The sequence below is a fragment of the Pseudomonas sp. genome, from assembly GCF_051660785.1.
Lineage (GTDB): Bacteria > Pseudomonadota > Gammaproteobacteria > Pseudomonadales > Pseudomonadaceae > Aquipseudomonas.
This window is the reverse complement of record NZ_JBOFQE010000038.1, coordinates 62,484-87,647: the sequence shown is the minus strand read 5'-3', so window position 1 is coordinate 87,647 and position 25,164 is coordinate 62,484. Positions and strand designations below refer to the sequence as shown.

Annotated in this window: 23 protein-coding genes and 1 riboswitch; of the genes, 12 read left to right on the top strand and 11 right to left on the bottom strand. The window is 60.1% G+C overall.

Translation table 11 applies throughout. The features are described from left to right. Positions 1–251: 251 nt before the first annotated feature. Together ligB and ACRC4F_RS08840 are read left to right on the top strand one after the other, a co-directional pair. Positions 252–1,925, top strand: coding sequence for an NAD-dependent DNA ligase LigB (ligB, locus tag ACRC4F_RS08845; protein ID WP_438658958.1), 1,674 nt, complete (start codon positions 252–254; stop codon positions 1,923–1,925). A 98-nt stretch (positions 1,926–2,023) separates the two neighbouring features. Next, positions 2,024–2,419 (top strand): DUF1090 domain-containing protein, encoded by a 396-nt coding sequence (locus ACRC4F_RS08840; RefSeq protein ID WP_438658957.1) that lies wholly within the window; start codon positions 2,024–2,026, stop codon positions 2,417–2,419. A gap of 131 nt (positions 2,420–2,550) precedes the next feature. Here the strand turns inward: ACRC4F_RS08840 and ACRC4F_RS08835 are convergent, their stop codons facing one another. Further along, complete coding sequence (locus ACRC4F_RS08835) at positions 2,551–3,000, bottom strand: c-type cytochrome (RefSeq protein ID WP_438658956.1); 450 nt, start codon at positions 2,998–3,000, stop codon at positions 2,551–2,553. Positions 3,001–3,128: 128 nt separating this feature from the next. On the opposite strand from ACRC4F_RS08835, the gene mltA reads away from it, so the two are divergent. Continuing rightward, entirely contained in the window at positions 3,129–4,313 is a 1,185-nt protein-coding gene (mltA, locus tag ACRC4F_RS08830) for a murein transglycosylase A (protein WP_438658955.1), read from the top strand. A gap of 159 nt (positions 4,314–4,472) precedes the next feature. Here the strand turns inward: mltA and ACRC4F_RS08825 are convergent, their stop codons facing one another. Both ACRC4F_RS08825 and ACRC4F_RS08820 read right to left on the bottom strand, forming a co-directional pair. Next, positions 4,473–4,856, bottom strand: coding sequence for an MAPEG family protein (locus ACRC4F_RS08825; protein WP_438658954.1), 384 nt, complete (start codon positions 4,854–4,856; stop codon positions 4,473–4,475). A 40-nt stretch (positions 4,857–4,896) separates the two neighbouring features. After that, on the bottom strand, positions 4,897–5,730 hold the full coding sequence (locus tag ACRC4F_RS08820; RefSeq protein ID WP_438658953.1) for an EamA family transporter: 834 nt from the start codon (positions 5,728–5,730) through the stop codon (positions 4,897–4,899). Positions 5,731–6,034: 304 nt separating this feature from the next. Between ACRC4F_RS08820 and ACRC4F_RS08815 the strand changes: the two genes are divergently transcribed. Both ACRC4F_RS08815 and ACRC4F_RS08810 read left to right on the top strand, forming a co-directional pair. Next, a complete protein-coding gene (locus ACRC4F_RS08815) occupies positions 6,035–7,204 on the top strand; it encodes an MFS transporter (protein ID WP_438658952.1) in 1,170 nt (389 codons plus the stop codon). A gap of 179 nt (positions 7,205–7,383) precedes the next feature. After that, the gene (locus ACRC4F_RS08810; RefSeq protein ID WP_438658951.1) at positions 7,384–8,649 is read left to right on the top strand and encodes a cation:proton antiporter; all 1,266 of its coding nucleotides are present in this window, start codon (positions 7,384–7,386) and stop codon (positions 8,647–8,649) included. Here ACRC4F_RS08810 and ACRC4F_RS08805 read toward each other — a convergent pair whose 3' ends face one another. Together ACRC4F_RS08805 and ACRC4F_RS08800 are read right to left on the bottom strand one after the other, a co-directional pair. Then, positions 8,650–9,537, bottom strand: coding sequence for a formate/nitrite transporter family protein (locus ACRC4F_RS08805; protein ID WP_438658950.1), 888 nt, complete (start codon positions 9,535–9,537; stop codon positions 8,650–8,652). It abuts the gene before it with no gap. Positions 9,538–9,740: 203 nt separating this feature from the next. Next, positions 9,741–10,145: an acyl-CoA thioesterase gene (locus tag ACRC4F_RS08800; protein WP_010466921.1), complete on the bottom strand. Its 405-nt coding sequence runs from the start codon at positions 10,143–10,145 to the stop codon at positions 9,741–9,743. Between the two features lie 198 nt (positions 10,146–10,343). Next, a riboswitch (S-adenosyl-L-homocysteine riboswitch) is annotated at positions 10,344–10,446 on the top strand. A gap of 23 nt (positions 10,447–10,469) precedes the next feature. On the opposite strand from ACRC4F_RS08800, the gene ahcY reads away from it, so the two are divergent. From ahcY to ACRC4F_RS08780, 4 genes are all read left to right on the top strand, one after another. After that, positions 10,470–11,879 carry an adenosylhomocysteinase gene (gene ahcY, locus ACRC4F_RS08795; protein ID WP_438658949.1) on the top strand — a complete coding sequence of 470 codons (1,410 nt, stop codon included), beginning with the start codon at positions 10,470–10,472 and terminating at the stop codon, positions 11,877–11,879. Positions 11,880–12,074: 195 nt separating this feature from the next. Next, complete coding sequence (gene metF / locus ACRC4F_RS08790; RefSeq protein ID WP_438658948.1) at positions 12,075–12,920, top strand: methylenetetrahydrofolate reductase [NAD(P)H]; 846 nt, start codon at positions 12,075–12,077, stop codon at positions 12,918–12,920. A gap of 124 nt (positions 12,921–13,044) precedes the next feature. Further along, a complete protein-coding gene (locus ACRC4F_RS08785; RefSeq protein ID WP_438658947.1) occupies positions 13,045–13,860 on the top strand; it encodes a substrate-binding periplasmic protein in 816 nt (271 codons plus the stop codon). Positions 13,861–14,082: 222 nt separating this feature from the next. Next, the gene (locus ACRC4F_RS08780; RefSeq protein WP_438658946.1) at positions 14,083–15,966 is read left to right on the top strand and encodes a DEAD/DEAH box helicase; all 1,884 of its coding nucleotides are present in this window, start codon (positions 14,083–14,085) and stop codon (positions 15,964–15,966) included. Between the two features lie 292 nt (positions 15,967–16,258). On the opposite strand, the gene ACRC4F_RS08775 is transcribed toward ACRC4F_RS08780, so the two are convergent. The 3 genes from ACRC4F_RS08775 to ACRC4F_RS08765 all read right to left on the bottom strand — a co-directional run bounded on the left by ACRC4F_RS08775 (position 16,259) and on the right by ACRC4F_RS08765 (position 19,441). Next, a complete protein-coding gene (locus ACRC4F_RS08775) occupies positions 16,259–16,843 on the bottom strand; it encodes a YceI family protein (RefSeq protein ID WP_438658945.1) in 585 nt (194 codons plus the stop codon). Between the two features lie 32 nt (positions 16,844–16,875). Then, entirely contained in the window at positions 16,876–17,427 is a 552-nt protein-coding gene (locus tag ACRC4F_RS08770) for a cytochrome b (RefSeq protein WP_438658944.1), read from the bottom strand. Between the two features lie 253 nt (positions 17,428–17,680). After that, positions 17,681–19,441 (bottom strand): flavin monoamine oxidase family protein, encoded by a 1,761-nt coding sequence (locus tag ACRC4F_RS08765; RefSeq protein ID WP_438658943.1) that lies wholly within the window; start codon positions 19,439–19,441, stop codon positions 17,681–17,683. A 222-nt stretch (positions 19,442–19,663) separates the two neighbouring features. Between ACRC4F_RS08765 and ACRC4F_RS08760 the strand changes: the two genes are divergently transcribed. Both ACRC4F_RS08760 and ACRC4F_RS08755 read left to right on the top strand, forming a co-directional pair. Then, a complete protein-coding gene (locus ACRC4F_RS08760) occupies positions 19,664–21,070 on the top strand; it encodes an adenosylmethionine--8-amino-7-oxononanoate transaminase (RefSeq protein WP_438658942.1) in 1,407 nt (468 codons plus the stop codon). A gap of 184 nt (positions 21,071–21,254) precedes the next feature. Then, positions 21,255–21,974 carry a 16S rRNA (uracil(1498)-N(3))-methyltransferase gene (locus tag ACRC4F_RS08755; RefSeq protein WP_438658941.1) on the top strand — a complete coding sequence of 240 codons (720 nt, stop codon included), beginning with the start codon at positions 21,255–21,257 and terminating at the stop codon, positions 21,972–21,974. A gap of 114 nt (positions 21,975–22,088) precedes the next feature. Here ACRC4F_RS08755 and trhA read toward each other — a convergent pair whose 3' ends face one another. Then, positions 22,089–22,706, bottom strand: coding sequence for a PAQR family membrane homeostasis protein TrhA (gene trhA, locus ACRC4F_RS08750; protein WP_438658940.1), 618 nt, complete (start codon positions 22,704–22,706; stop codon positions 22,089–22,091). A 129-nt stretch (positions 22,707–22,835) separates the two neighbouring features. Here trhA and ACRC4F_RS08745 point away from each other — a divergent pair, with 129 nt between their 5' ends. Next, positions 22,836–23,765 carry a LysR family transcriptional regulator gene (locus ACRC4F_RS08745; RefSeq protein ID WP_438658939.1) on the top strand — a complete coding sequence of 310 codons (930 nt, stop codon included), beginning with the start codon at positions 22,836–22,838 and terminating at the stop codon, positions 23,763–23,765. A gap of 206 nt (positions 23,766–23,971) precedes the next feature. Here the strand turns inward: ACRC4F_RS08745 and madM are convergent, their stop codons facing one another. Next, the gene (gene madM, locus ACRC4F_RS08740) at positions 23,972–24,736 is read right to left on the bottom strand and encodes a malonate transporter subunit MadM (RefSeq protein ID WP_150658389.1); all 765 of its coding nucleotides are present in this window, start codon (positions 24,734–24,736) and stop codon (positions 23,972–23,974) included. 1 nt (position 24,737) lies between these two features. Then, positions 24,738–25,154, bottom strand: a complete 417-nt coding sequence (gene madL / locus ACRC4F_RS08735; protein ID WP_438658938.1) for a malonate transporter subunit MadL — start codon at positions 25,152–25,154, stop codon at positions 24,738–24,740. Between the last annotated feature and the right edge of the window lie 10 nt (positions 25,155–25,164).

The window sequence follows — 25,164 nt, the reverse complement described above, 5'->3', positions numbered from 1 at the left end:
ACGGTTCGCCGTGCGGGGCTTTTTATTGGTTTTCGCTTTCCACCGGATCGCCCCCATCGCGAGCAGGCTCGCTCCCACATTAGTCCTGCCATACACCAAATTTGTGCTCACTGAAGTTCCACTGCGGGAGCGAGCCTGCTCGCGATGGGGCCAGCCCGGCCAGCCCGGAAACACCAGGCAAAACACCCACACTTCCCGCCAGAAAATACTGACTAACCTTCAAGCATCACCCCTGAGCAAGGACGCTCACGATGCTTCTGCGCCTGTTTTTCGCTTTGTCCCTGACCTTGTTTTGCCTGAGCTCAAATGCCGACGACTGCCCCGACTGGCCACCCGCCCGCGCCCTGGACGAAATTACCGCCCTGCAAAAACAGATCGATTTCTGGGACGACAACTATCACCGCCACGGACGCTCACTGGTCGCCGACGAAATCTATGATCAATCCCGCGCGCGATTGAGCGAATGGCGCGAGTGTTTTGACATGAGTCTTGCGCCTGAACCCTTGCGCACGGCGGGCGGCAAGATTGCCCACCCCATCGCCCACACAGGCTTGGAAAAACTGCGAGATGGTCAGGCCGTCGAGCATTGGCTGCGAGAGCGAGATGACCTCTGGATACAACCCAAGGTCGACGGTGTGGCCGTGACGCTGATCTATCGCAACGGCGTGCTGCATCAGGCGATCAGTCGGGGGGACGGCTTGAACGGTCAGGACTGGACCGCATCGGCCCGACTGATCGAGGCCATTCCCCAACAACTGCCGCAGCCAATGGATCTACTGGTGCAAGGCGAACTCTATTGGCGCCTGACCGACCATGTGCAAGCCAAGGCAGGCAGCCTCAACGCCCGCGTCACAGTGGCCGGGTTGATGGCCCGCAAGCAGCTGAATGCCGAACAGGCCGGTGGAATCGGGATGTTTGTCTGGGATTGGCCGCAGGGTCCGGCCAGCCTGCCGGCCCGCGTGGCGGCTCTCGATGAAATGGGTTTCCCGAGCACGGCGCCTTACAGCCAACCCATCAAGGTATTTGCCGATGCTGAACAATGGCGCGATCACTGGTATCGCACGCCCTTGCCCTTCGCCAGCGATGGCGTGGTTTTGCGTCAGAGCCAGCGCCCACCGGCCGAGCGTTGGCAGGCGCGGCCGTCCTTCTGGAGCGTGGCCTGGAAGTATCCGTTCGCCCAGGCCCTGGCCGAAGTGCGCAAGGTTCACTTCAAAATCGGGCGCACGGGCCGGATTACACCCGTGTTGGACCTGGCGCCATTGAAGCTCGATGACCGACAGATCAAGCGCGTGAGCGTCAGCTCCCTGCGACGCTGGGAAGAGCTGGATATCCGCCCCGGGGATCAGGTGTCCATCAGCCTGGCGGGACTGACCATTCCAAGGCTCGACGGCGTCGTGCTACGCAGTACCGAACGCATGGAATTGAACGTGCCATCGGCAGCAGATTTTCATCCATTGAGTTGCTGGCAACCGACATCTGGATGCGAGAGCCAATTCCTCGCCCGCCTGACGTGGCTCAGCGGCAAGCAGGGGCTGGCTTTACCTCATATCGGTCCCGGCACCTGGGAGAAACTTTTCGAAACAGGCCGCCTCAACAGCCTGCTGGATTGGTTGACCCTCGATGCTCAAGAGCTTGCTAACATTGATGGCTTCGGCGAATGCAGCGCGACTCGCCTGTTAAACAGCTTCAACAGCGCCCGGCAACGCCCGTTTACTCGCTGGGTCAAAGCCTTGGGGCTGCCGCCGACCGGCCAGGCACGGCTTGCCGATTCATGGCAGGAACTGGCGGATCGAAACACCGAACAATGGCAGGCAGAAGCCGGTATCGGCCCGGGACGCGCGGCGCAGTTGAGCGAATTTTTTCGCGACCCGCACGTCCTGGCACTGAGTCAAACATTACACAGGGCCGGGATTGACGGTTTTTAAACGCCGACGACATCCGGCAGCCCGGGAACCCAAAGGGGCCGACAGGCTCAAACGCCCATCGCCACATCGATCCGATTGTCTTTGCACATGGAGCTTTTATGAAATTTCTTTCACCGCTCGCCTTGTTGACCCTTTGCAGCGTGATGGCCGCTCCCCTGATGGCCGCCGAAGAAGCCCCCGAGCTGACCGGCTGCGCCGCGAAGAAACAGGGCATCATCAATCAGATCGAACTGGCCAAATCCCACGGCAACGCCGATCAACAGGCCGGCCTCGAAACCGCCCTGAGCGAAGTCACCGCCCACTGCACCGACGCTTCGCTGAAGAAGGAACGAGAAAACAAGGTGCTCGACGCCAAACATGAAGTCAGCAAACGTCAGGCCGACCTGGACAAGGCCATGAAGAAAGGCGATCCGGAGAAGATCGACAAGCGCAAAAACAAACTTGCCGAGTCGCGCAAGGAATTGCAGAACGCGCTCGATGAGCTGGATAAGTAGGAAGGGGTAAAAGTCCAGGGATTTGTGTTGATCTTGAGGCAGCCATCGCGAGCAGGCTCGCTCCCACAGAGGTATGCATTCCAATGTGGGAGCGAGCCTGCTCGCGATGGCGTCAGTGAATACACCACAACTTAATGATCCCGAAACTCTTTATGGCAGGCACTGCACGCATCCTCGACTTTCTGCACCGCCGGCCCCAGGTTACTGGCCTTGTAAGGCTGAACCTTGCTGGCAATCACCAAGTCACCGGTGGCGGCTTCAAGGGTGCGGACCATTTCCTGAAAACGTGCCTGTTGCTGCCACACATTGTCCTTGGCGCTGGTGTGATCTTCTTCACGCACCTGCGGAAAATGTTTCCACGGCTCACGGGACAAGGTGTCGAGCTTCACGGCGCCCGCCTCGAATTTCGGACCGTCGAACGGGATACGACCACGCAACATGCCGCCCAGATCTTCGCCGGTCTTGAGCATCTGTTTGAAGATCGCCTTGCGTTGACCCAGCGGCGAATTCGGATCGACACCTCCACAGGCAGACAACGCCAGGCAGGCCAGCAATACAACAGAAAGTCTTTTAAGAGTCATGGTGGCTTCAGGTCACGGGAAACGGCGGCCAGTATCCTCGCGTCATCGGCAAAGACCAATAGCCCTATTATCAATACGGGTTGTTTGAGCGCATGGAGCACTCAGGCAACCGGCAAAGGAATTACTCCATGAACAGCCGTTTCAAGGCATGGCGTCACCACCTCGTGTGGACTCTTCCAATGGTGGCCGTGCTCGCTGGTTGCACCGGCGGCGATAAAAACACCCCTAAAACCCACGCATTGGCGACCTATTCCCGCGCCACTTGGGAAACGCTGCCGGCCGTGTCCGATACCGACCTGGTCGCCGGTTTTGGTTCGTGGCGCAGCGCCTGCACCCGACTCAAGGCCGATCCGGTCTGGGGTTCGACCTGCGCGGCATCCGCCAATGTGCCGCAAACCGCCAACGACATCCGCGGCTTCCTCAAGCAGAACCTCGACGTCTACGGCCTGCGCGCCGCCAATGACAATCCCAACGGTTTGATCACCGGCTATTACGAGCCGGTCTACCCCGGCAGCCTGACCCAGACCGACGTGGCGAACATTCCGGTGTACGGCGTGCCCGAGGACATGATCATCGTCTCCCTGGACAGCATCTACCCGGAACTCAAGGGCAAACGCCTGCGCGGCCGCCTCGAGGGTCGCGTGCTCAAGCCTTACGACGACGCGGCAACGATTGAGACCAAAGGGGTCAAGGCGCCAGTGGTTGCCTGGCTGACCGATCCGATGAACCTGCAATTCCTGCAAATCCAGGGTTCGGGCCGCATCCAGCTCGACGATGGTCGTCAGTTGCGCATCGCTTACGCGGACCAGAACGGCCATCCGTATCGGCCGATCGGGCGCTGGCTGGTGGAGCAAGGCGAGTTGAAGAAAGAAGACGTGACCATGGGTGCCATCAGCACGTGGGCCAAGGCCAATCCGTCGCGGATTCCGGAACTGCTGGGCAGCAACCCGAGTTATGTGTTCTTCACCCGTAATCCGGACAGCAATGAAGGCCCGCGCGGCTCGCTGAACGTTCCACTGACGGCCGGTTACAGCGCGGCCGTGGATCGCAAGGTGATTCCGCTGGGCAGCCTGCTGTGGTTATCCACCACTAAACCGGACGGCACCGCACTGGTTCGGCCGGTGGCGGCGCAAGACACCGGCGGTGCGATTGCCGGCGAAGTGCGTGCGGATCTGTTCTGGGGCACCGGCGAGGCGGCCGGGCAATTGGCCGGGGATATGAAACAGCAGGGGCAGATCTGGATGCTCTGGCCTAAAGGCGCGGCGTTGCCGCAGGTGCCGCAAGTTGCCGATGCGGCGAAGGCCAATCCGTAAGCCTTGTATTTGCAGTTAGATAGTCATCGCGAGCAGGCTCGCTCCAACATTGGATCTCGGTTGTACACAGCTTTTGTGTTCACTGAAGATCAACTGTGGGAGCGAGCCGGCTCCGGGCGGCGTTCCGACGATGAGGCCAGCAAAATCACCGCAATATTTTCAGACCGACACCACAAAGAAACCGACAATCAACCCCATCCCCACAAACCACACCAACGACCGCAAAATATGCCAGTCCGCCAGGTAGCAAATGATGTACAGCAGCCGACTGGTAATAAACAGCACCGCCAGCACGTTGACCGTCACCAGCTGCGCCGTGCCCACCAGATGCGCAACAATCACCGCCGCTGCAAACGCAGGGGTCACTTCAAAACTGTTCAGCTGCGCCGCATGCGCACGCCGACCCAAACCATTCAGCGATTCAAGAAAGTCCCGCGGGTCATGGTTGTCTTTCAGCCGGTACCCGCCCACGACCTTGGCGACGCCCGTACAGAGATAAGGCAGGAAGATCGCGATTAAAACGCACCACAGGGCAACCGTCATAAAGCAGTCCTTTCTTCAGTTTTAGAATGTTGGGTAGCCATCAGAACTTCATCACCAAAATACCGACCAGCACCAACCCACAGGCTAAGAGCCTTGGCCTGCCGAAAGGTTCTTTCAGGTACCGCATGCCGAACAGCACCACCAGGATCACACTGATCTCGCGCAACGCCGCCGCTTCGGCAATCGACCCTAGCTGCATCGCCCACAGCACCAGAGCGTAGCTGAACAACACGCAGAACCCGACCGCCAGCCCCAGTCGCCACTGTTCACGCCAGAACAGCATGAACGCCGGTCGCTTGCGCACCAGCGCCAGCAACGGGAACGGCCAGGCGCTGAGCAACGTGACCCAGACCAGATAGTCCAGAGGGTGCGACCAGCGCCGCAATGCCTGGCCATCGATAAAGGTGTAGCAGCCGATGCACAGACCGATCAGGGCCACCACCGGCAACATCGACCAAGGCAGACGTTCACCACCGCCGCCTTGCCAGAGCAGGCACAGCATGCCGAATGGGATTAAAAGAATTCCGAAGATCTGCTGATTCGTCAGCACTTCCCCGGCGAAGATCAGCGTCAGTGCCAGTACCACCAGCGGCGACAGCCCACGCATCAACGGATAGACCAACCCGAGGTCGCCGACCCGATAGGCCTGGATCAGCAGATAGCGATAGAGCAATTCGAACGCCGCCGACGCCAGGATCCATGGCCAGATTTCAATCGGCGGCAGCGCCACGAACGGCAGCATCAGGACGACAAACAGCATCGCGACGCTGTCCATGCAGGCCACCACCAGCAGCCGTTCGGCGCTGAATTTGATCAGGGTATTCCACGCCGCGTGCAACAGCGCCGCCACCAACACCAGAGCCGTCGCAAGCACGGCACACTCCTTTTCTGTTGATCCCCCTGCCCTGTAGGAGCCGGCTTGCTGGCGATGAACGATGACGCGGGCCGTTTGTTGGACCGCAGTGCCTGCATCGCCAGCAAGCCGGCTCCTACAAGGGGCGAGGGATAATTGATTCGCCATATGTCAGCAGCTGTTTATACTGCAAGCGACCACGCCGCACTCAGTTGCGCACAGACTAATTCCAATAATTTCTGCCACTGCCCGCTCTCTTCGAGAACGGTCATCGGCATGCGTATGCCTGATCACAGCGTCAAGACTACCGACAGAGACCTTGCGCATGCCACTCGCCTTGCTTGCCCTTGCTGTTGCCGCGTTCGGCATCGGCACCACTGAATTCGTCATCATGGGTTTGCTGCCCGACGTCGCCCGCGACCTCGCCGTGAGCATTCCCCACGCCGGCCTGCTGATCACCGGCTACGCCCTGGGCGTAGTGTTCGGTGCGCCGATCCTCGCGATCGGCACAGCCAACATGCCACGCAAAGCCACATTGCTGGGCATGACGCTGATGTTCATCCTCGGCAACGTGCTGTGCGCATTGGCGCCGAACTACGCCACGTTGATGGCCGCGAGAGTCGTCACCGCGTTGTGCCACGGCGCATTCTTCGGCATCGGCTCGGTGGTCGCGGCCGGGCTGGTCGCGCCGAACAAAAGGGCGCAAGCGATTGCCATGATGTTCACCGGCCTGACGCTGGCCAACGTGCTCGGCGTGCCATTGGGCACCGCGCTCGGGCAATACGCCGGCTGGCGTTCGACGTTCTGGGCGGTGTCGGTGATCGGTGTGATTGCCGCAATCGCACAGTGGCTCTGGCTGCCGAAAGACATCGCGATGGACAAGGCCAACCTCGCCAGCGAGTTCAAAGTGCTGGGCAAGGTCAATGTGTTGCTGGCCTTGGGCATGAGCGTGCTGGCGTCGACCAGTCTGTTCAGCGTGTTCACCTACATCGCGCCGATCCTGCAGGACATCACCGGTGTCAGCCCCCATGGCGTGACGATCATGCTGCTGTTGTTTGGCGTCGGCCTGACGGCAGGCAGCATGCTCGGCGGACGTCTGGCGGACAGTCGATTGCTGCCGTCATTGGTCGGCATGGCGCTGGCCGTGGTGGTGGTGTTGGCTGCATTCAGCCAGACCAGTCACTCGGTGATTCCGGCGGCGATCACTTTGGTGCTGTGGGGGATTTTCGCGTTTGCCCTGTGCCCGATCCTTCAACTGCTGATCATTGATCAGGCGCATGAAGCGCCGAACCTCGGCTCGACGCTGAACCAGAGCGCGTTCAATCTCGGCAATGCGGCGGGGGCGTGGATTGGCGGGTTGGTGGTTGCCAGCGGTGCGGATCTGGCGGACCTGCCGTGGACCGGCGCGCTGGTCAGTGGCCTGACGGTGCTGACGGCGCTGTTCTACATCTATCTGCAACGTCGCGGTGCGGCTGCGGTCAATGTGTCCGGCTGAATGAATGTGTCGCTGCTGACACCGCTATCGCGAGCAGGCTCGCTCCCACAATGGATCTTCAGTGAGCACAGATTCTGTGTACGACCGCATTCCATGTGGGAGCGAGCCTGCTCGCGATGAAGTTGACGCGGTGCAACTGCCTGAAACCCCATTTCCCACCTCCCATCCAAGGACCCCGGATGCTCGAACTTGTCGCTGCCTTTATCTGCCTCACCACCCTCCTCACCTACGTCAATTTCCGCTTCATCGGCCTGCCTCCGACCATCGGGGTCATGGTCACGGCGCTGATGTTTTCCCTGCTGCTGCAAGGCCTGAGCTTGCTCGGTTATCCCGGCCTCGAAGAGCGCATTCAGCAGCTGATCGGCCAGATCGACTTCGGCGATCTGTTGATGAACTGGATGCTGTCGTTCCTGCTGTTCGCCGGCGCCTTGCACGTCAACCTGAATGACCTGCGCAGCTATCGCTGGCCGATCGGCCTGCTGGCGACTGTCGGCGTGTTGATCGCGACGGCGGTGATCGGCAGCCTCGCCTATTACATTTTTGCCCTGTTCGGCTGGCACGTGAGCTTCCTTTATTGCCTGCTGTTCGGCGCGCTGATTTCCCCCACCGACCCGATTGCGGTGCTCGGTGTGCTGCGGACTGCCAATGCGTCCAAGCCTCTGAAAACCACCATCGTCGGCGAATCGCTGTTCAACGACGGTACGGCCGTGGTGGTCTTCACCGTGTTGCTGGGCATTGCGCAACTCGGCGAAACCCCGACCGTGGGCGCCACGGCCATGCTGTTCGCCCATGAGGCGATTGGCGGCGTGCTGTTTGGCGGGCTTATCGGTTATCTGGTGTACCTGATGATCAAGAGCATCGAACAGCACCAGATCGAAGTCATGCTAACCCTGGCGCTGGTGATCGGCGGCTCGGCCATGGCGTCGGAGCTGCATGTGTCCGCACCGATTGCGATGGTCGCCGCCGGTCTGATCATCGGTAACCTGGGTCGAAACCTGGCGATGAACGACATGACGCGCAAGTACCTGGACGGTTTCTGGGAACTGCTCGACGACATGCTCAACGCCCTGCTGTTCGCCCTGATCGGCATGGAGCTGTTACTGCTGCCGTTCAACTGGCTGCACGTGCTGGCCGCTAGCTTGCTGGCACTGGCGATTCTGCTTTCACGCCTGCTGACGGTCGCGCCGGCCATCGTGCTGCTGCGGCGCTGGCGCACAGTGCCGCGCGGGACGATCCGGATTCTGACCTGGGGTGGTTTGCGCGGTGGTGTTTCGGTGGCGTTGGCCTTGGCCCTGCCGCTAGGGCCGGAGCGTGACTTGCTGCTGAGCATCACCTACATCGTGGTGCTGTCGTCGATCCTGTTGCAGGGTCTGAGCATCGGCAAACTGGTCAAGCACGTGACCAAGGATGAGCCTGCGCCAGCGGCACAGGCCGAGCATCACTGATTATTTTTTGCTCTTCTGCGGATCGGGCTCCGAACCCTGATCCGCAGTCTTTTTCGGCGGTCCGCTCTCGCTACGAATCTGCGCGTGGCTGATCAGGGCGAAGATGAAGCTGCCGCCGATGATGTTCCCCGCCAGCGTCGGCCCGGCGAACACCAGCCAGAAATCCTTCCACGGCAACTCGCCGGCAAACACCAGGTACGAGACCTCGGCCGAACCGACCACGATGTGGGTGAAATCCCCCAGCGCCATGAGGTAGGTGATGAGGATGATGATCCACATCTTGGCGCTTTCCATGGACGGGATCATCCAGACCATGGTGGCAATCATCCAGCCTGAAACGATGCCTTTGGCGAACATCTGGCTGGCGTCGTTCTCCATGATCTTGCGCCCGATATCGAGGAAAGCCAGGTCGGTCTTGCTGTCGAAAATCGGCAGATTCAGCATCACGTAGGCCACCAGCAACGTACCGCAGAGGTTGCCCACCAGCACCACTGACCACAGGCGCAGCAACCGCCCGAAATTATTCAGTGTGGGTTTGGTCATGATCGGCAGTACCGCCGTCAGGGTGTTCTCGGTGAACAGTTGCTGACGGGCGAGGATCACCGCAAGAAAGCCGGCGCAGTAGCCGAAACTGGCGATGACCTTGAAGCCTTCACCGTCCGGCAGGCGGGAATTGAGCAACCCCATGGCCATCAGCGACAGGCCCATGGTCAGGCCGGCGGCCAAGGCCGACCACCACAAGGCGGCGACACTGCGCTCGAGTTCCTGATCGCCTTGGGTACGGATGATTTCGTGCAGCACCGCCGCGCGTGGCGGCTGGCTCTTGTCGACGTCGTGCTGCTCTTCCGGCGACAGGTTTGGGGTCTTGCCTTCTTTCTTGGCGTCCATAAAGCTCCGGAACCGGTGGTGTGTCATGTAGGTACGACACGCGCGGTTCGGAGCTGTTCACTGACTCGATGAATCAACGTTTATAGGGAGACCGCCATCGCGAGCAGGCTCGCTCCCACAGGGATCTTCTTTGTGGCGCAGATCGTGTTCACAGCACGGCTTATGTGGGAGCGAGCCTGCTCGCGATGGGCGCGCCGCCGATCTCACTCGCTGGCGACGTCATCCTTGAACTGGTCTTTGACGTACTTGATCTCGGTCTGGCCGTGCGGCGCCGGCAAGCCGTCTTCACCCAGGTTGACGAAGACAATCTTGTCCACCGTCAGGATGCTTTTGCGGGTGATCTTGTTGCGCACTTCGCACTTGAGGGTGATGGAGGTGCGACCGAACTCGGTGGCGGTGATGCCCAGCTCGATGATGTCGCCCTGGCGCGAGGCGCTGACAAAGTTGATTTCGGAAATGTACTTGGTGACCACACGTTGGTTGCCCAACTGGACAATGGCGTAGATCGCCGCTTCTTCGTCGAGCCAGCGCAACAGGCTGCCGCCGAACAGCGTGCCGTTGGGGTTGAGGTCTTCGGGTTTTACCCATTTGCGGGTGTGGAAATTCATATTCACTCCTGAGCGTCTTGCCGAATGATGGGGGGCATCATGGCAGAGCCCGGCCTAGAGCTCTATTGGGCATCGCCTATGGACTCGATTACCGTTCGGACATTGATCAACAGAAACGCTTTGGAAGATAAGAATAGCCCGCTATAATCGCCACCGTTTCAAAACGGTAACGATCCATTGATACCGTTTTCCCGCCACCTGTCCGAGGGGCGCTGCAGCAGGTTCGACCTGTCAGGCTCGGATGGGGCGTTGACTGGCCATTATTGGCCGGACACTAAACGCACAACGGCGCCCATTCGCATACATTACGAATGGAGGCTCATCATGAGCGCTGTTATCACGCCTGCAGATTTTAACGACTACAAAGTGGCCGACATGTCCCTGGCTGCCTGGGGCCGTCGCGAAACCATCATCGCCGAATCCGAAATGCCAGCCCTGATGGGTCTGCGCCGCAAGTACGCCGGTGAGCAGCCACTCAAAGGCGCGAAAATCCTCGGCTGCATCCACATGACCATTCAGACTGCCGTACTGATCGAAACCCTGGTTGCCCTGGGTGCCGAAGTACGTTGGTCGTCCTGCAACATTTTCTCGACTCAGGACCAGGCCGCTGCCGCTATCGCTGCTGCCGGCATCGCGGTTTTCGCCTGGAAAGGCGAGACTGAAGAAGAGTACGAGTGGTGCCTGGAGCAAACCATCCTCAAAGATGGCGCGCCTTGGGATGCCAACATGATCCTCGACGACGGCGGCGACCTGACCGAGCTGCTGCACAAGAAATACCCGGCGATCCTGGACCGCGTCCATGGCGTGACCGAAGAAACCACCACCGGCGTTCACCGCCTGCTGGACATGCTGGCCAAGGGCGAGCTGAAAATCCCGGCCATCAACGTCAACGACTCGGTAACCAAGAGCAAGAACGACAACAAGTACGGCTGCCGTCACAGCCTGAACGATGCGATCAAGCGTGGTACCGACCACCTGTTGTCCGGCAAGCAAGCGCTGGTCATCGGTTACGGTGACGTGGGCAAGGGCTCCGCTCAGTCCCTGCGTCAGGAAGGCATGATCGTTAAAGTCTCCGAAGTCGACCCGATCTGCGCCATGCAAGCCTGCATGGACGGCTACGAGCTGGTATCGCCGTTCATCGACGGTATCAACGACGGCACTGAGGCCAGCATCGACAAAGCCCTGCTGGGCAAGATCGACCTGATCGTGACCACCACCGGTAACGTCAATGTTTGCGACGCAAACATGCTCAAAGCCCTGAAGAAGCGCGCTGTTGTCTGCAACATCGGCCACTTCGACAACGAAATCGACACCGCTTTCATGCGCAAGAACTGGGCATGGGAAGAAGTGAAGCCACAGGTTCACAAGATCCACCGTACCGGTCCTGGCGCATTCGATGCCCAGAACGACGACTACCTGATCCTGCTGGCCGAAGGCCGTCTGGTTAACCTGGGCAACGCCACTGGCCACCCAAGCCGCATCATGGACGGTTCGTTCGCCAACCAGGTTCTGGCGCAGATCTTCCTGTTCGGCCAGAAGTACGCCGACCTGTCGCCAGCCCAGAAAGCCGAGCGCCTGACGGTTGAAGTACTGCCGAAGAAACTCGACGAAGAAGTGGCCCTGGAAATGGTCCGCGGTTTCGGCGGCGTTGTGACTCAACTGACCAAGACCCAGGCCGACTACATCGGCGTGACCGTCGAAGGCCCGTTCAAGCCGCACGCTTACCGCTACTGATCGGACCTGCTGGCCCGCTCTCCCTGTGGGAGCGGGCTTGTGTGGCGAGGGAGCTTGCTCCCGCTCGACTGCGAAGCAGTCGCAAAGCTTTGGGGTCGCTGCGCGACCCAGCGGGAGCAAGCTCCCTCGCCACACAAACCCGCTCCTACATTGGGTGTGCAGGCCTCCGGCTTACGTGTTTCCAAGGATATGACCATGTCCCAAGACCGTCGCTACAGCTTCGAGTTCTTCCCTACGAAGACCGACGCTGGGCATGAAAAGCTACTCGCCACTGCCCGTCAGCTGGCTACGTACAACCCCGATTTCTTCTCCTGCACCTACGGTGCTGGCGGTTCGACCCGTGATCGCACGCTCAACACCGTGTTGCAGCTCGAAAGCGAAGTCAAAGTCCCGGCCGCACCGCACCTGTCCTGCGTGGGCGACAGCAAGGACGACTTGCGCGGCCTGCTGACTCAGTACAAGGCAGCCGGCATCAAGCGTATCGTTGCCCTGCGCGGTGACCTGCCTTCGGGCATGGGCATGGCCAGCGGTGAATTGCGCCACGCTAACGACCTGGTTGAATTCATCCGTGAAGAAACAGGCGATCATTTCCACATCGAAGTCGCCGCTTATCCGGAGATGCATCCACAAGCGCGCAATTTCGAAGACGATCTGAACAACTTCGTGCGCAAGGCCAACGCTGGCGCCGACAGCGCCATCACCCAGTACTTTTTCAACGCCGACAGCTACTTCTACTTCGTCGAGCGTGTACGGGCGATGGGTGTGAACATCCCGATCGTGCCGGGGATCATGCCGATCACCAACTACAGCAAGCTCGCGCGCTTTTCCGACGCGTGCGGTGCGGAAATCCCGCGCTGGATCCGCAAGCAGCTGGAAGCCTACGGCGACGACACCCAGAGCATTCAAGGCTTTGGTGAGCAAGTCATCACCGAAATGTGCGATCGCCTGCTGCAAGGTGGCGCGCCGGGGCTGCACTTCTACACACTGAACCAGGCTGAAGCGAGCCTGGCGGTGTGGAACAACCTGAAGTTGCCGCGCTGAAACAGTGCAGCACTCCGATAAGGCTCTGGCGCAATCCAGGGCCTTTTTTATGGATTGCGCCTTGGGCCAGAGCTTCTGGATCCGGTTTCTGGCTCTTTGTGACTTCTCGTCGTAATCTCAAGCCATGCCTCTGATCGCACAGTTACTGACCGTGTTTCTTTTCTCTTGCCTGAGCTTTGCCGCCCGGGGCGAGAAGCTGCGCATTGTCACCGAGCCGTGGGCGCCTTATGTCTATGAGCAAGACGGCAAATCCCTGGGCCTGGATTACGAAACCACAGCCATCGTCTTCAAACGCCTGGGGATCGAAGTGGACTGGCAGTTCCTGCCGTGGAAACGCTGCCTGTCGATGCTTGAATCAGGCCAGGCGGACGGCGCACTGGACATCTTTCACAGCGATGAACGCGACGCGACACTCCTGTATCCCGCCGAGCCGTTGTCGGAAGTCGAATTCGTGATGTTCTACGCCAATGAGCGGCCCCATCCGTTTCGTACCCTCAACGACCTCAAAGGCCTGACCATCGGCACCTCGCCCGGCTATCTGTACAGCCAGGATTTCAGGGAATCGACCCTGTTCACCCGGGAGCCGGCGCCGACCCACGAAGCCAACTTCGGCAAACTGGTACGCGGGCGGATCGACCTGCTGATCACCGATCGCCGGGTTGGCCAGCACTTGCTCGACGAGCTGGGCATACGCGACAAGATCACCGAAAACCCCACCGTCATCAGCCACCAGAGCCAGTTTCTGGCAGTACGGCGCAACGCCGGCATGGATTTGCTGGTGCAGCGCTTCGGTGCCGAACTCAAACGCTTCAAGCGCGAGCCCGCCTACGCCGAACTCAGCGCCCGTTATGGCGCGGGTCCCGGCACCGGAGGGGAAGCGACCACGGCCGCCACCGCCACCATAAAAACCGTTGAGCAGCAGGAAAGCGGCGCGCAGTGATTGCTCTGTTATACTCCGGCGTTCCCGCCAGGCTCACGCCCGGACGCTCGGACTTGTTCAAGGCATCTCGATCCGCTACAGCGCAGCTTTTCAGCCCGCGCGAGCGCTCCAGACGAGCTTTCAAGGCCCAGCAGGACCGGACGGGATTGCGTTCCTCTTAAACGCCATTCGCGCCAGGCAAGACTCCCATTGGGCCAAGCCCTAACTAGAACAGGATTACTCATGTCCTTTGCTTCCCTCGGTCTCTCCGAGGCTTTAGTCCGCGCCATCGAGGCAGCGGGCTATACCGAGCCTACTCCGGTGCAACAGCGGGCCATTCCCGCCGTGTTGCAAGGTCGCGACCTGATGGTTGCGGCTCAGACAGGTACTGGTAAAACCGGCGGCTTCGCCCTTCCGATTCTGGAGCGGTTGTTTCCGGGCGGTCACCCGGACAAATCCCAGCGTCACGGCCCGCGCCAACCGCGCGTACTGGTCCTGACCCCTACCCGCGAACTGGCGGCTCAAGTTCACGAGAGCTTCAAGGTCTATGCCCGTGACCTGAAGTTCGTCAGTGCCTGCATCTTCGGCGGCGTCGGCATGAACCCTCAGGTTCAGGCCATGTCCCGAGGTGTTGACGTGCTGGTAGCCTGCCCGGGCCGCCTGCTCGACCTCGCCGGCCAAGGCAGCGTCGATTTGTCCCACGTGGAAATCCTCGTGCTGGACGAAGCCGACCGCATGCTCGACATGGGCTTCGTCCATGACGTGAAGAAGGTCCTGGCCCGTCTGCCGAGCAAACGCCAGAACCTGCTGTTCTCGGCGACGTTCTCCAAAGACATCACCGACCTCGCCGGCAAGCTGCTGCACAACCCGGAACGCATCGAAGTCACGCCGCCGAACACCACGGTCGAGCGTATCGAACAACGCGTCTTCCGCCTGCCGGCCAACCACAAGCGTTCGCTGCTGGCGCACCTGATCACCGCTGGCGCCTGGGAACAGGTCCTGGTGTTCACCCGCACCAAGCACGGCGCCAACCGTCTGGCCGAGTACCTGGACAAACACGGCCTCACCGCCGTCGCGATCCACGGCAACAAGAGCCAGAACGCCCGCACCAAAGCCCTGGCCGATTTCAAGGCCGGTGAAGTGCGCATCCTGGTCGCCACCGACATCGCCGCTCGCGGCCTCGACATCGACCAGTTGCCACACGTGGTCAACTTTGAGCTGCCGAACGTCGACGAAGATTACGTTCACCGTATCGGCCGTACCGGCCGTGCCGGTCGTTCGGGCGAAGCGATCTCGCTGGTCGCTCCGGACGAAGAAAAGCTGCTGAAAAGCATCGAGCGCATGACCAAGCAGAAGATTGCCGACGGCAACCTGATGGGCTTCGATTCCAGCGCTGTAGAAGCCGAGAAACCGGAAGTCCGCGAGCGTCCGGATGTGCGTAACCCGCGCAACCCACGTGGCCCGCGCGGCGACGGTCCCAACGGCACCGGTGGTGGCGGCGGTCGTAAAGACAAAGGCAAGGACAAGGGCGGCAAGGAAAAAGCGCCTGCCACTGGCCGTGGCGATCGCCCGGCACGCGAGCAGAAGCCACGCGAAGGTACCCCGGCTCGCGAGCAACAGCGCCCGGCGCCACGCGCTGCCGCTGATCGTGCTCCGGACGAATTCCTGGACGACGACATCGATAACTTCGGTAACCGCGTCGACTACGTGCCTCAAGCCAAACCGGCTCAGGGCCGTGGCCGCCGTCCGGGTGCTCCGGCACAAGGTTCGGCTGCTGGCGCTGGCGCAGGTGCTCCGCGCACCGGCGGCAAGCCTCAGGGTCGCCAAAGCGGGCCACGCAGCAGCGACGGCGCCACCACCGGCACCCCGCCGGCCAAGCGCAGCGGTCCACGCAACGGCGCTCCACGTGACGGCCAGACCCGTCGCGAAGAGTCGCGCAACCGTCGCCCGGCCCGCACCGACGATCAGCCGCGTTCGGAACCGGCCGTGCAAAACCCGCGCGGCCCGGCACCGAAGATCATCCATAAAGAGTCGAAGACCGATCGGTTCCCGACTCCTGAGCAACTGGATCAACTACCAGGCCGTCCACGTGGTGAGAAGCCAGCGTTGCTGACCCGCAATCGCTGATTTAGCGCTGCAATGAAAAATGCCCCGGCTCTCACGATCCGGGGCATTTTTGTTTTCTGGGGGGTAAACACAAATCCTCAACTCACCACAGAACCCCAGTGGGAGCGAGCCGGCTCCGGGCGGCGTTCCGACGATAGCGGCTTAACATTCAACATCTCTGTTGGCTGAACTACCGCCATCGCGAGCAGGCTCGCTCCCACAGGGGATCTGTGGTGTGGCTGAAATTTGTGTCCGGCAATAAAAAACGCCCCCGACCGTGAGGCCGGGGGCGTTTTTGTGTCAGGCGCGAAAATTACTTCGCTTTCACACCTTCAAACGAAACGTACAACTCGACCGCATCGGACGCTGGGCCCAGGTCTTTCTGCTTGCCGAAGTCGGAACGCTTGATGCTGGTGGTGCCTTCGAAGCCGGCACGGTAGCCGCCCCACGGATCCTTGCCTTCGCCCAGGAAAGTGGCCTTGACCACCACTGGCTTGGTCACGCCAAGGATGGTCAGGTCGCCGGTCACGTCGGCAGTGTCTTTGCCAGCGGCATTTTTGCCGGTGGATTTGACGCTGGTGGAGACGAACTTGGCTTTGGACCCGTTCAGGAAGTCTTTGCTGGCGATGTGCTTGTCGCGTTCGGCATGGTTGGTGAACACACTGGCGGTGTTCACGTTGAACTCGATTTTGCTGTCTTCAGGCTTGGCAGCGTCGAAGCTGAACTTGCCGTCGATGTCCTTGAAGGTACCGGTGATGAAGCTGTAGCCGAGGTGGCTGATCTTGAAATCAACGAAAGCGTGCTGGCCTTCTTTGTCGACGACGTAGTCAGCCGCCATCACGTTGGCGGACAACAGAGCAGAACCGATTGCCAGAGCAGCGAGTGTTTTTTTCAACATGCTTTCTATTCCTTTGGAGTCGAGGTTGAACTTCAGGCTTTGCGACCCAGCATTCGAGTGAGGGTCGCATCACGATCGATAAAGTGGTGCTTCAATGCTGCCAACGCATGGAGACCGGAAAAAATTACCAGCACCCACGCCAGGTACAGATGGATCACACCGGCGGTGTCTGCCTGGTCCGGTAGTCCGGAAACCAGCGCAGGAACTTCAAACAGGCCAAACACCGAAATCCCGACACCGTCTGCGGTGGAAATCAGGTATCCGGCAATCATCACAGCGAACAGACTGAGGTACAGGAACGAATGACCGAACCTGGCGCCAAGACGCGTCATGCGGCTGTACGTTTCCAGTGCCGGCGGTGGCGGGCTGACAACACGCCACAACACCCGCAGAACCATCACGACCAACAACACCAGGCCGATGCTCTTGTGCAATTCCGGCGCGTCTTTGCGCCAGCTGCTGTAGTAGTCGAGACCGACCATCCACAAGCCCAGCGCGAACAAACCAACGACCACCAGCGCCACGCCCCAATGCATGAAGATGCTGACCCAACCGTAGCGGGAAGAAGAGTTACGTAGCTGCATTGCCCAAATCCTGTGAGAACTGCGACCAAGACTATCGAGTTACCTATCGAATTAAAGCGGAAAATTTCGCTTTGAAATATCGAGAAATACGATCAAGAGTCTGTAATAGATCAGTTAAGGAAAGATTAAAGACCAATGTGTGAGAAAAAATGAAGCCCAACCAAGGAACACCTGCGCCACCGGATTTATTCGATTTTTTTCTTCAGGCATAAAAAAACGCGGCATTTGCGCCGCGTTTCTTTAATCCCAAAGCTTACTGCGCTTTGGTATCTGTTGCCGGAGTCGCAGCGGGTTTGGCCGCTGGTTTCTTCGCCGGCTCAGCTTTCTTCGCTGGAGCTTTTTTGGCTTCTGTTTTAGCCGCTGGCTTCTTCGCCGCAGGTTTGGTCGCGGCTTTTTTAGCTGGCTCGGCTTTTACCGGTACAGCAGGCTTCGGTGCTTCAACGGGCGCAGGGGCCGGCGTTGGCACCGGAGCAGGAGCCGGTGCAGGCGGAGCGACAGGCTCTGGTGCCTTGACCGGTTCTGGCTTCTTGTCGTCGTTGGACGAACCGCTGAACAGGTTGGTAAAGAAGTTACCTTTCTTCGCCGCCACCGCGCCGGCCGCCACAGCGGTCGCTGCCGGAACAACCTTGGCCGGTTCAAACGACTTGCCCGCCGCCAGGTCTTCAACCTGACTGGCCGCGCGCTGACCGGTGCGCAATGCACCTTCCAGCGTGCCCGGGTACAACGTGTCGGTGTGTTCGCCAGCGAACGCTACGCGTTGCAGCGGACGTTCCCACAAGCGCCAGTACTTGCTGATCTGGCCTGGGCCGAAGGCCAGGTAAGCGCCGCCCATCGATGGGTCGGTACTGTAGCGGCGGATTTCATAACCGGTGAACGAGCCGCGTGCCTGTGGATAAAACGCGTGCAGACGAATCAGCACCTGGTCGGCCATCTGCTTGTCGCCGAACGCCTGCATCACGCGGGCGTTGTCGCCGGACAGGTTGATCACCACGTTGGCGCCGCCCTTCAGTGCCGGCTCGACCCACAACATGCCCAAACCGGTGTTGCTGTAGATCTCGCCGGACATGCGCGCCTTGCTTTCCCACACTGGCGTCTTGAACTTCAGCATGATCTGGTCGCGCCAGCCGTAGTTGGTGCCTTTGATGGCGCCCATGTGCTGGGCATCCAGCGACGGGGTCATCACGATTTTGTTCAGTGCACGCAACGGCACCGCTACCACGACGTAGTCAGCCTGATAGCCAACGCTGCCGACTTTGACGGTCACGCCGTCCTTGTCCTGGGTGATGGACGACACCGGGGAACTGGTCTTGATGGTTTTCAGCTGTTTGACGAAGGCCTGGGCCAGCACCGGGCTACCGCCGAGCAGGCGCGAAGCGCGCAGGTCACGGTCGGAAACGCCACGGTAGACACGGCTCTGCTGTGCGAAATACAGCAGCGACAGGCGCGAAGGTTCGTCGTAACGGGTGCGAATCTGCTGATTCACCAACTGACGTGCAGTGGCTGGCAAGCTCAGACGGTCGAGCCAGTTGGAGACGTTGATCTGATCCAGAGCATGCAGCGTACTGTTGGCCGCAGGGTTCTGTGGATCTTCGATCGAACGCGCCAGATCATCGACCGTTTTTTCAAAGCGCTTGAGCGCTTCGGCGGTGGCCGGTTCCTTGGTAGCCAGGTCGGCAGCGGTGTAATACACGCCATCGATCAGGTAGCTCGGGACACGCACGAATTCAGGGGCTGGCGTGGTGCTCAGCTTGAAGGTCGAGACGTATTTGTTCAGCACCGGCTGGGTCTTGTCGTTGCCGATCCACTCACTGGTGGCCATGCCGGAGCGACCGCCCAGGCTCGGCTTGGCTTCCAGCAGGGTCACCTGCCAGCCTTTGTTCTGCAGTTCGTAAGCCGCCGTCAGGCCCGAGAGCCCGCCACCGATCACGATCGCCGTTTTATCCTTGGCCAGCGCAGACACGCTGAACAGCCCCAACATCACCAGCGCACAGGCGCGCAGCCAACCAGCAGACATTCAGCGAACTCCGGAAATACACGAGGAAATAGCGGTTTCACGAGTCAGACGACTCAAAGAACCGCGAAGAATACGTCAGCCATCAAAACGCCGCCAGCAACGTCTATCGACCTATACAAAGTAGCTCAATCGACACAATGGGTTGTCCCCGTGCGATGCATTGCATAGGCTTGCGCGATTGTTTGCCCGCGAAACCAGCGAGCCGCCTCGAGGAGACTGAACATGGGCCTGAATAATCAGTGGATGCAACGCGATCTCGCGGTGTTGTGGCATCCCTGCACCCAGATGAAAGACCACGAACAGCTGCCGCTGATCCCGATCAAGCGCGGTGAAGGCGTGTGGCTGGAAGACTTCGAAGGCAAACGTTACCTCGATGCCGTCAGCTCCTGGTGGGTCAACGTGTTTGGCCACGCCAACCCGCGCATCAATCAGCGCATCAAGGATCAGGTCGATCAGCTGGAACACGTGATCCTTGCCGGGTTCAGCCATCAGCCGGTGATCGAGTTGTCCGAGCGCCTGGTGAAGATGACGCCCGAAGGCCTGACCCGCTGCTTTTACGCCGATAACGGTTCGTCCTGCATCGAAGTCGCGCTGAAAATGAGCTTTCACTACTGGCTCAACCGCGGCCAGCCGAACAAGAAGCGCTTCGTCACACTGACCAACAGCTACCACGGCGAAACCATGGCGGCGATGTCGGTGGGCGACGTGCCGCTGTTTACCGAAACTTACAAGGCGTTGCTGCTGGACACCATCAAGGTGCCGAGCCCTGATTGCTACCTGCGCCCCGAAGGCATGAGCTGGGAAGAACACTCGCGCAACATGTTCGCCGCCATGGAACAGACCCTGGCCGAGAACCACGACACCGTCGCCGCAGTGATCGTCGAGCCGTTGATCCAGGGCGCCGGCGGCATGCGCATGTACCACCCGGTGTACCTCAAGCTGCTGCGCGAAGCCTGCGACCGTTATGGCGTGCACCTGATCCACGACGAAATCGCCGTCGGCTTCGGCCGCACCGGGACCATGTTCGCTTGCGAGCAGGCCGGCATCCGCCCGGACTTCCTCTGCCTGTCCAAGGCCCTGACCGGCGGTTATCTGCCGCTGGCGGCCTGTGTCACCACCGAAGATGTCTACAGCGCGTTCTACGACGACTACCCGACCCTGCGCGCCTTCCTGCATTCCCACAGCTACACCGGCAACCCGCTGGCGTGCGCGGCAGCCTTGGCGACGCTGGATATCTTCGAAGAAGACAACGTCATCGAGAACAACAAGGCCCTGGCGCAGCGCATGGCCTCCGCCACCGCACACCTGGCTGATCACCCGAACGTTTCGGAAGTACGCCAGACCGGCATGGTGCTGGCCATCGAGATGGTCAAGGACAAGGCCACCAAGGAAGCCTACCCGTGGCAGGAACGTCGCGGCTTGAAGGTGTTCCAGCATGCGTTGGAGCGCGGTGCTTTACTTCGACCGTTGGGCAGCGTGGTGTACTTCCTGCCGCCGTACGTGATCACGCCGGAGCAGATCGACTTTCTGGCCGAAGTGGCCAGTGAAGGCATCGACATCGCGACCCGTGATGGCGTCAGCGTGTCAGTACCAAAAGACTTCCACCCCGGCTTCCGCGATCCGGGCTAAAGACCGACGCAGTTTCCCTGTTGTGAGGGGATTTATTGTGGCGAGGGGATTTATACCCGTTGGGCTGCGAAGCGGCCCCAAAGATGGGACTGCTGCGCAGCCGAACGGGGATAAATCCCCTCGCCACAAAAGCAAGCTCGCCCCCAATTACAATGCCGAACATCAGATTCAGTAGAGACCCAGCATGAGACTGTCCCGCTTCTTCATCGACGCCCCCCTGAGCATCGGCCAACACGAATTGCCCGAAGCCCAGGCCCATTACATCAGCCGCGTGCTGCGCATGGCCGAAGGCGATGCGCTGCAACTGTTCGATGGCTCGGGCCATGAGTTTCGCGCCACGGTGGTGGAGGTCGGCAAGAAGCGCGTTGTCGTGCAGATCGATGAAAGCTTCGCCGGGCAGGTCGAATCGACACTTGCGATCCATCTCGGCCAGGGCTTGTCCCGTGGCGAGCGCATGGATTGGGCGATTCAGAAAGCCACCGAACTGGGCGTCACCGAAATCACCCCGATTTTCAGCGACCGCTGTGAAGTCCGGCTGAAGGACGAACGCGCCGACAAACGCCTGATGCATTGGCGCCAGGTAGCGATCAGCGCGTGCGAGCAATGCGGGCGGTCACGGGTGCCGGTGATTCATCCGCCGCTGTTGCTGACGGACTGGTTGAAGCAGACCGAGGCGGAATTGAAGTTGGTGCTGCATCCGGTGGCTGAGCCGTTGGTGAGTCATGCGAAGCCGGCGACCTTGGCGTTTCTGATCGGGCCTGAGGGTGGGCTGTCGGATGCTGAAGTCGATCAGGCCAAGAGCGCCGGTTTCCACGCCGCCCGCCTCGGCCCGCGGGTGTTGCGCACCGAGACTGCGCCAGTGGTTGCACTGGCGGTTGCCCAGCAACTTTGGGGAGATTTCTAGGCCGCCATCGCTAGCAGGCTAGCTCCCACATTGAATTTTGGGTGTTCACAAGTTTCATGTTCACCGGAGATCCCCTGTGGGAGCTAGCCTGCTAGCGATTGGCCGCGATGCGGTCTAAAGGACATAAAACATAATCGCGACAAAGTGCAGCAAACTCCCCGCAATCACGAACAGATGCCAGATCCCGTGCGCATGCCGCAGCCGATGATCCAGGGCAAAAAAGACAATCCCCACGGTGTACAACACCCCGCCCGACGCCAGCAAGGCGAAACCGGTACTGCCCAGCGCCGCGAGCAACGGCTTGACCGCCACCAGCACAATCCAGCCCATCACCGCATAAATCACGATCGACAGAATCCGCGCTTCCGACCGCGGCTTGATCTCTTGCAGGATGCCGATCAGCGCCAGCCCCCAGACAATCCCGAACAGCGTCCAGCCCCACGGCCCGCGCAACGTCACCAGGCAAAACGGTGTGTAACTGCCGGCGATCAGCAGGTAGATCGAAAAGTGATCGACCTTCTGCATGATCGCTTTCTTGCGCCCGCGCACGCTGTGGTAAACGGTCGATGCGCTGTAAAGCACCATCAAGGTAAATCCGTAAATCGCTACGCTGACGATCTTCCAGGGGCTGCCGTCCATGCTGGCAATCACCAGCATCCACACCACCCCGACCGTCGCCGCCACCGCCCCGACCAAATGCGTCCAGGCGTTCAGTCTCTCCCCGTGATACATGTGCCGCTCACCTCAAAATTCGTTACAACATTGCGCAAGGCTCAACCCTTGAGATTAAAAGCGCAATGTTTCAGATCACAATTCCCTTCGTACGTGCACAATCGAGCCATTCGAATAAGAGTCCACGCCATGCTGATCGACGAAGAGTTGACCCTGAAAAAACTCGAGGTGTTCCTCGCCTTCATGCGCACTGGCAACCTGGCCCGGGCTGCCGCCGAGTTGCAAACCAGCAACGTCAGCGTGCACCGGGCGATCCACTCCCTGGAAAGCGCCCTGCGCTGCCCGCTGTTCAAGCATGAAGGCCGTAACCTGACGCCGCTGGAAAGCGCTTATGTGCTGGAAGAGCGGGCACAGAAACTGATCCAGGACGTGGTCGAAACCGTGCGCCTGACCCGCGAAGCGGCCGGGTTCTCGGCTGAACGCTTCAAGCTCGGCTCGTTGTATTCGTTGACGGTGAAGACCGTGCCGCAGCTGATCATGGGCCTGAAAATCCGCCGCAGCGAACTCAACATCGACCTGATCCTCGGCTCGAATTTCGACTTGCTGTACAAGCTCAAAAACATGGAAGTCGACGCGATCCTGGTGTCCCTGGACGACAGCGTCAACGACCCGGACTGCGAGCAGATTCCACTGTTCTCCGATGACATCTTCCTGGCCACACCGGCGGATTCGAAGTTTGCCCAACGGGCGGAAGTTGACCTGGCCGAAGTGCGCGACGAAACGTTCATCACCCTGACTCAAGGGTTTGCCACGCACCAGGACGGCAATCGTGTGTTCAAGCAGGCGGGGTTCGAGCCGAAGGTGGCGATGCAGGTCAACGACATCTTTACCCTGCTGAGCATGGTCAGCTCGGGAGTGGGTTATGCATTGCTGCCGGGGCGGATTGCGGCGGTGTATGAGAATCGGGTGAAGCTGATTCCGTTGCAGGAAAAGTATCGGTTGCAGCAGCACATTGGGGTGGTGTTTTTGAAGGCCAAGGAGCGGGATCCGAATTTGCTGGCGTTGTTGGCGGAGTGTCGGATGTATGCGAATCGCAATGCTGTGGGTGGGTCTGTGTAAGGGTTGGATTTCTATGGTGCGGCTTAGATCCACCCCTCACCCCAGCCCTCTCCCCATAGGGGAGAGGGGAAAGGGAGCCGATCTTCATGGATCTCGAAACCTGAGTTCGGCTCGATATTTCAGGTCGCAGAATTTCTGAAGAAATCCCGGATCAGTCCCCTCGCCCCTTTGGGGAGAGGGTTAGGGTGAGGGGTGGTTTTTGAGCCCTACCCCACAATCCCACGAACAATGAAGTACAACAACGAAGGCCCAAGCAAACACCCAAGCCCGGTATGGAACGTAGCAGTCAACGCGCCATAAGGCACCAACCGCCGATCCGTCGCCGCCAACCCGGCCGTCACACCGCTAACGGTCCCGGCCAACCCGCCAAACACCATCGCCGAGCGCGGGTTATCCAGCCCCATCCAGCGCGCGGCCATCGGCGTGCCAACCATCACGAAAATCGCCTTGATCAACCCGGTGGCAATCGACAACGCCACCACATCCGAACTCGCGCCAATCGCCGCGCCAGTCACCGGCCCGACGATGTACGTCACGGCGCCCGCACCAATGGTGGTCATGCTGATCGCATCGCGATAACCGAACACCCAGGCCATGCTCGCGCCGACAATGAACGGCAGGATCGTGCCCAGCAGCAGCGCAATCACGCCAATCAACCCGGCCTTTTTCGCTTCGGTCGCCTGCACCTCGAACGCGGTGGCGACGATGGCGAAGTCACGCAACATCGCGCCGCCCATCAACCCGATACCGGAGAACAACGTCAGGTCCGCCAGACCTTTCTGCCCGCCGGTCATGGTGCCGCCGACCCACGCCAGGACAAGTCCGATGACAATGGCAATCGCCGAACCGTGAATCCGCCCGAACGTCAGCCGTTTGGACAACACCACCGACACCCACATGATCACGCCAACGAATGCGAACGCTGTGACCAAGCCGTTATGTTCCAGGCCTTTCTCGATGAGATCCCACATATCAGCGACCTCCTACTGGCGTGCCGACCGGGGTGATTTCCTCGGGTTCATCAGGCAAGGGTTCGCCTCTGTGAGTGCGGCTGATCAGCGCAATCGTGCAGCCGCAGATCACCACTGACCCAATCGCCGCCAGCACCGCCACCGGGCCGCCATGCAGAGCGGTGACGACGTTCTGTTGCGCCGCCATGGCGACCACCACCGGAATATACATCGCGCCCCAGAAGCCGACGCCCATCTCGCAATCCTTGGTCATGCCGCCGCGTTTTTGCATCCACAACCGCGCGCAGATCAACAGGATCATCGCAATCCCGACCCCGCCCACATTGGATTTGACGCCCAGTAACACGCCTAGCGCATCGCCCATGATCACCCCTGCCAGCGTACAGATCGCCAACAGCGCCACACCGTAAATAATCATTGTTGTTGTC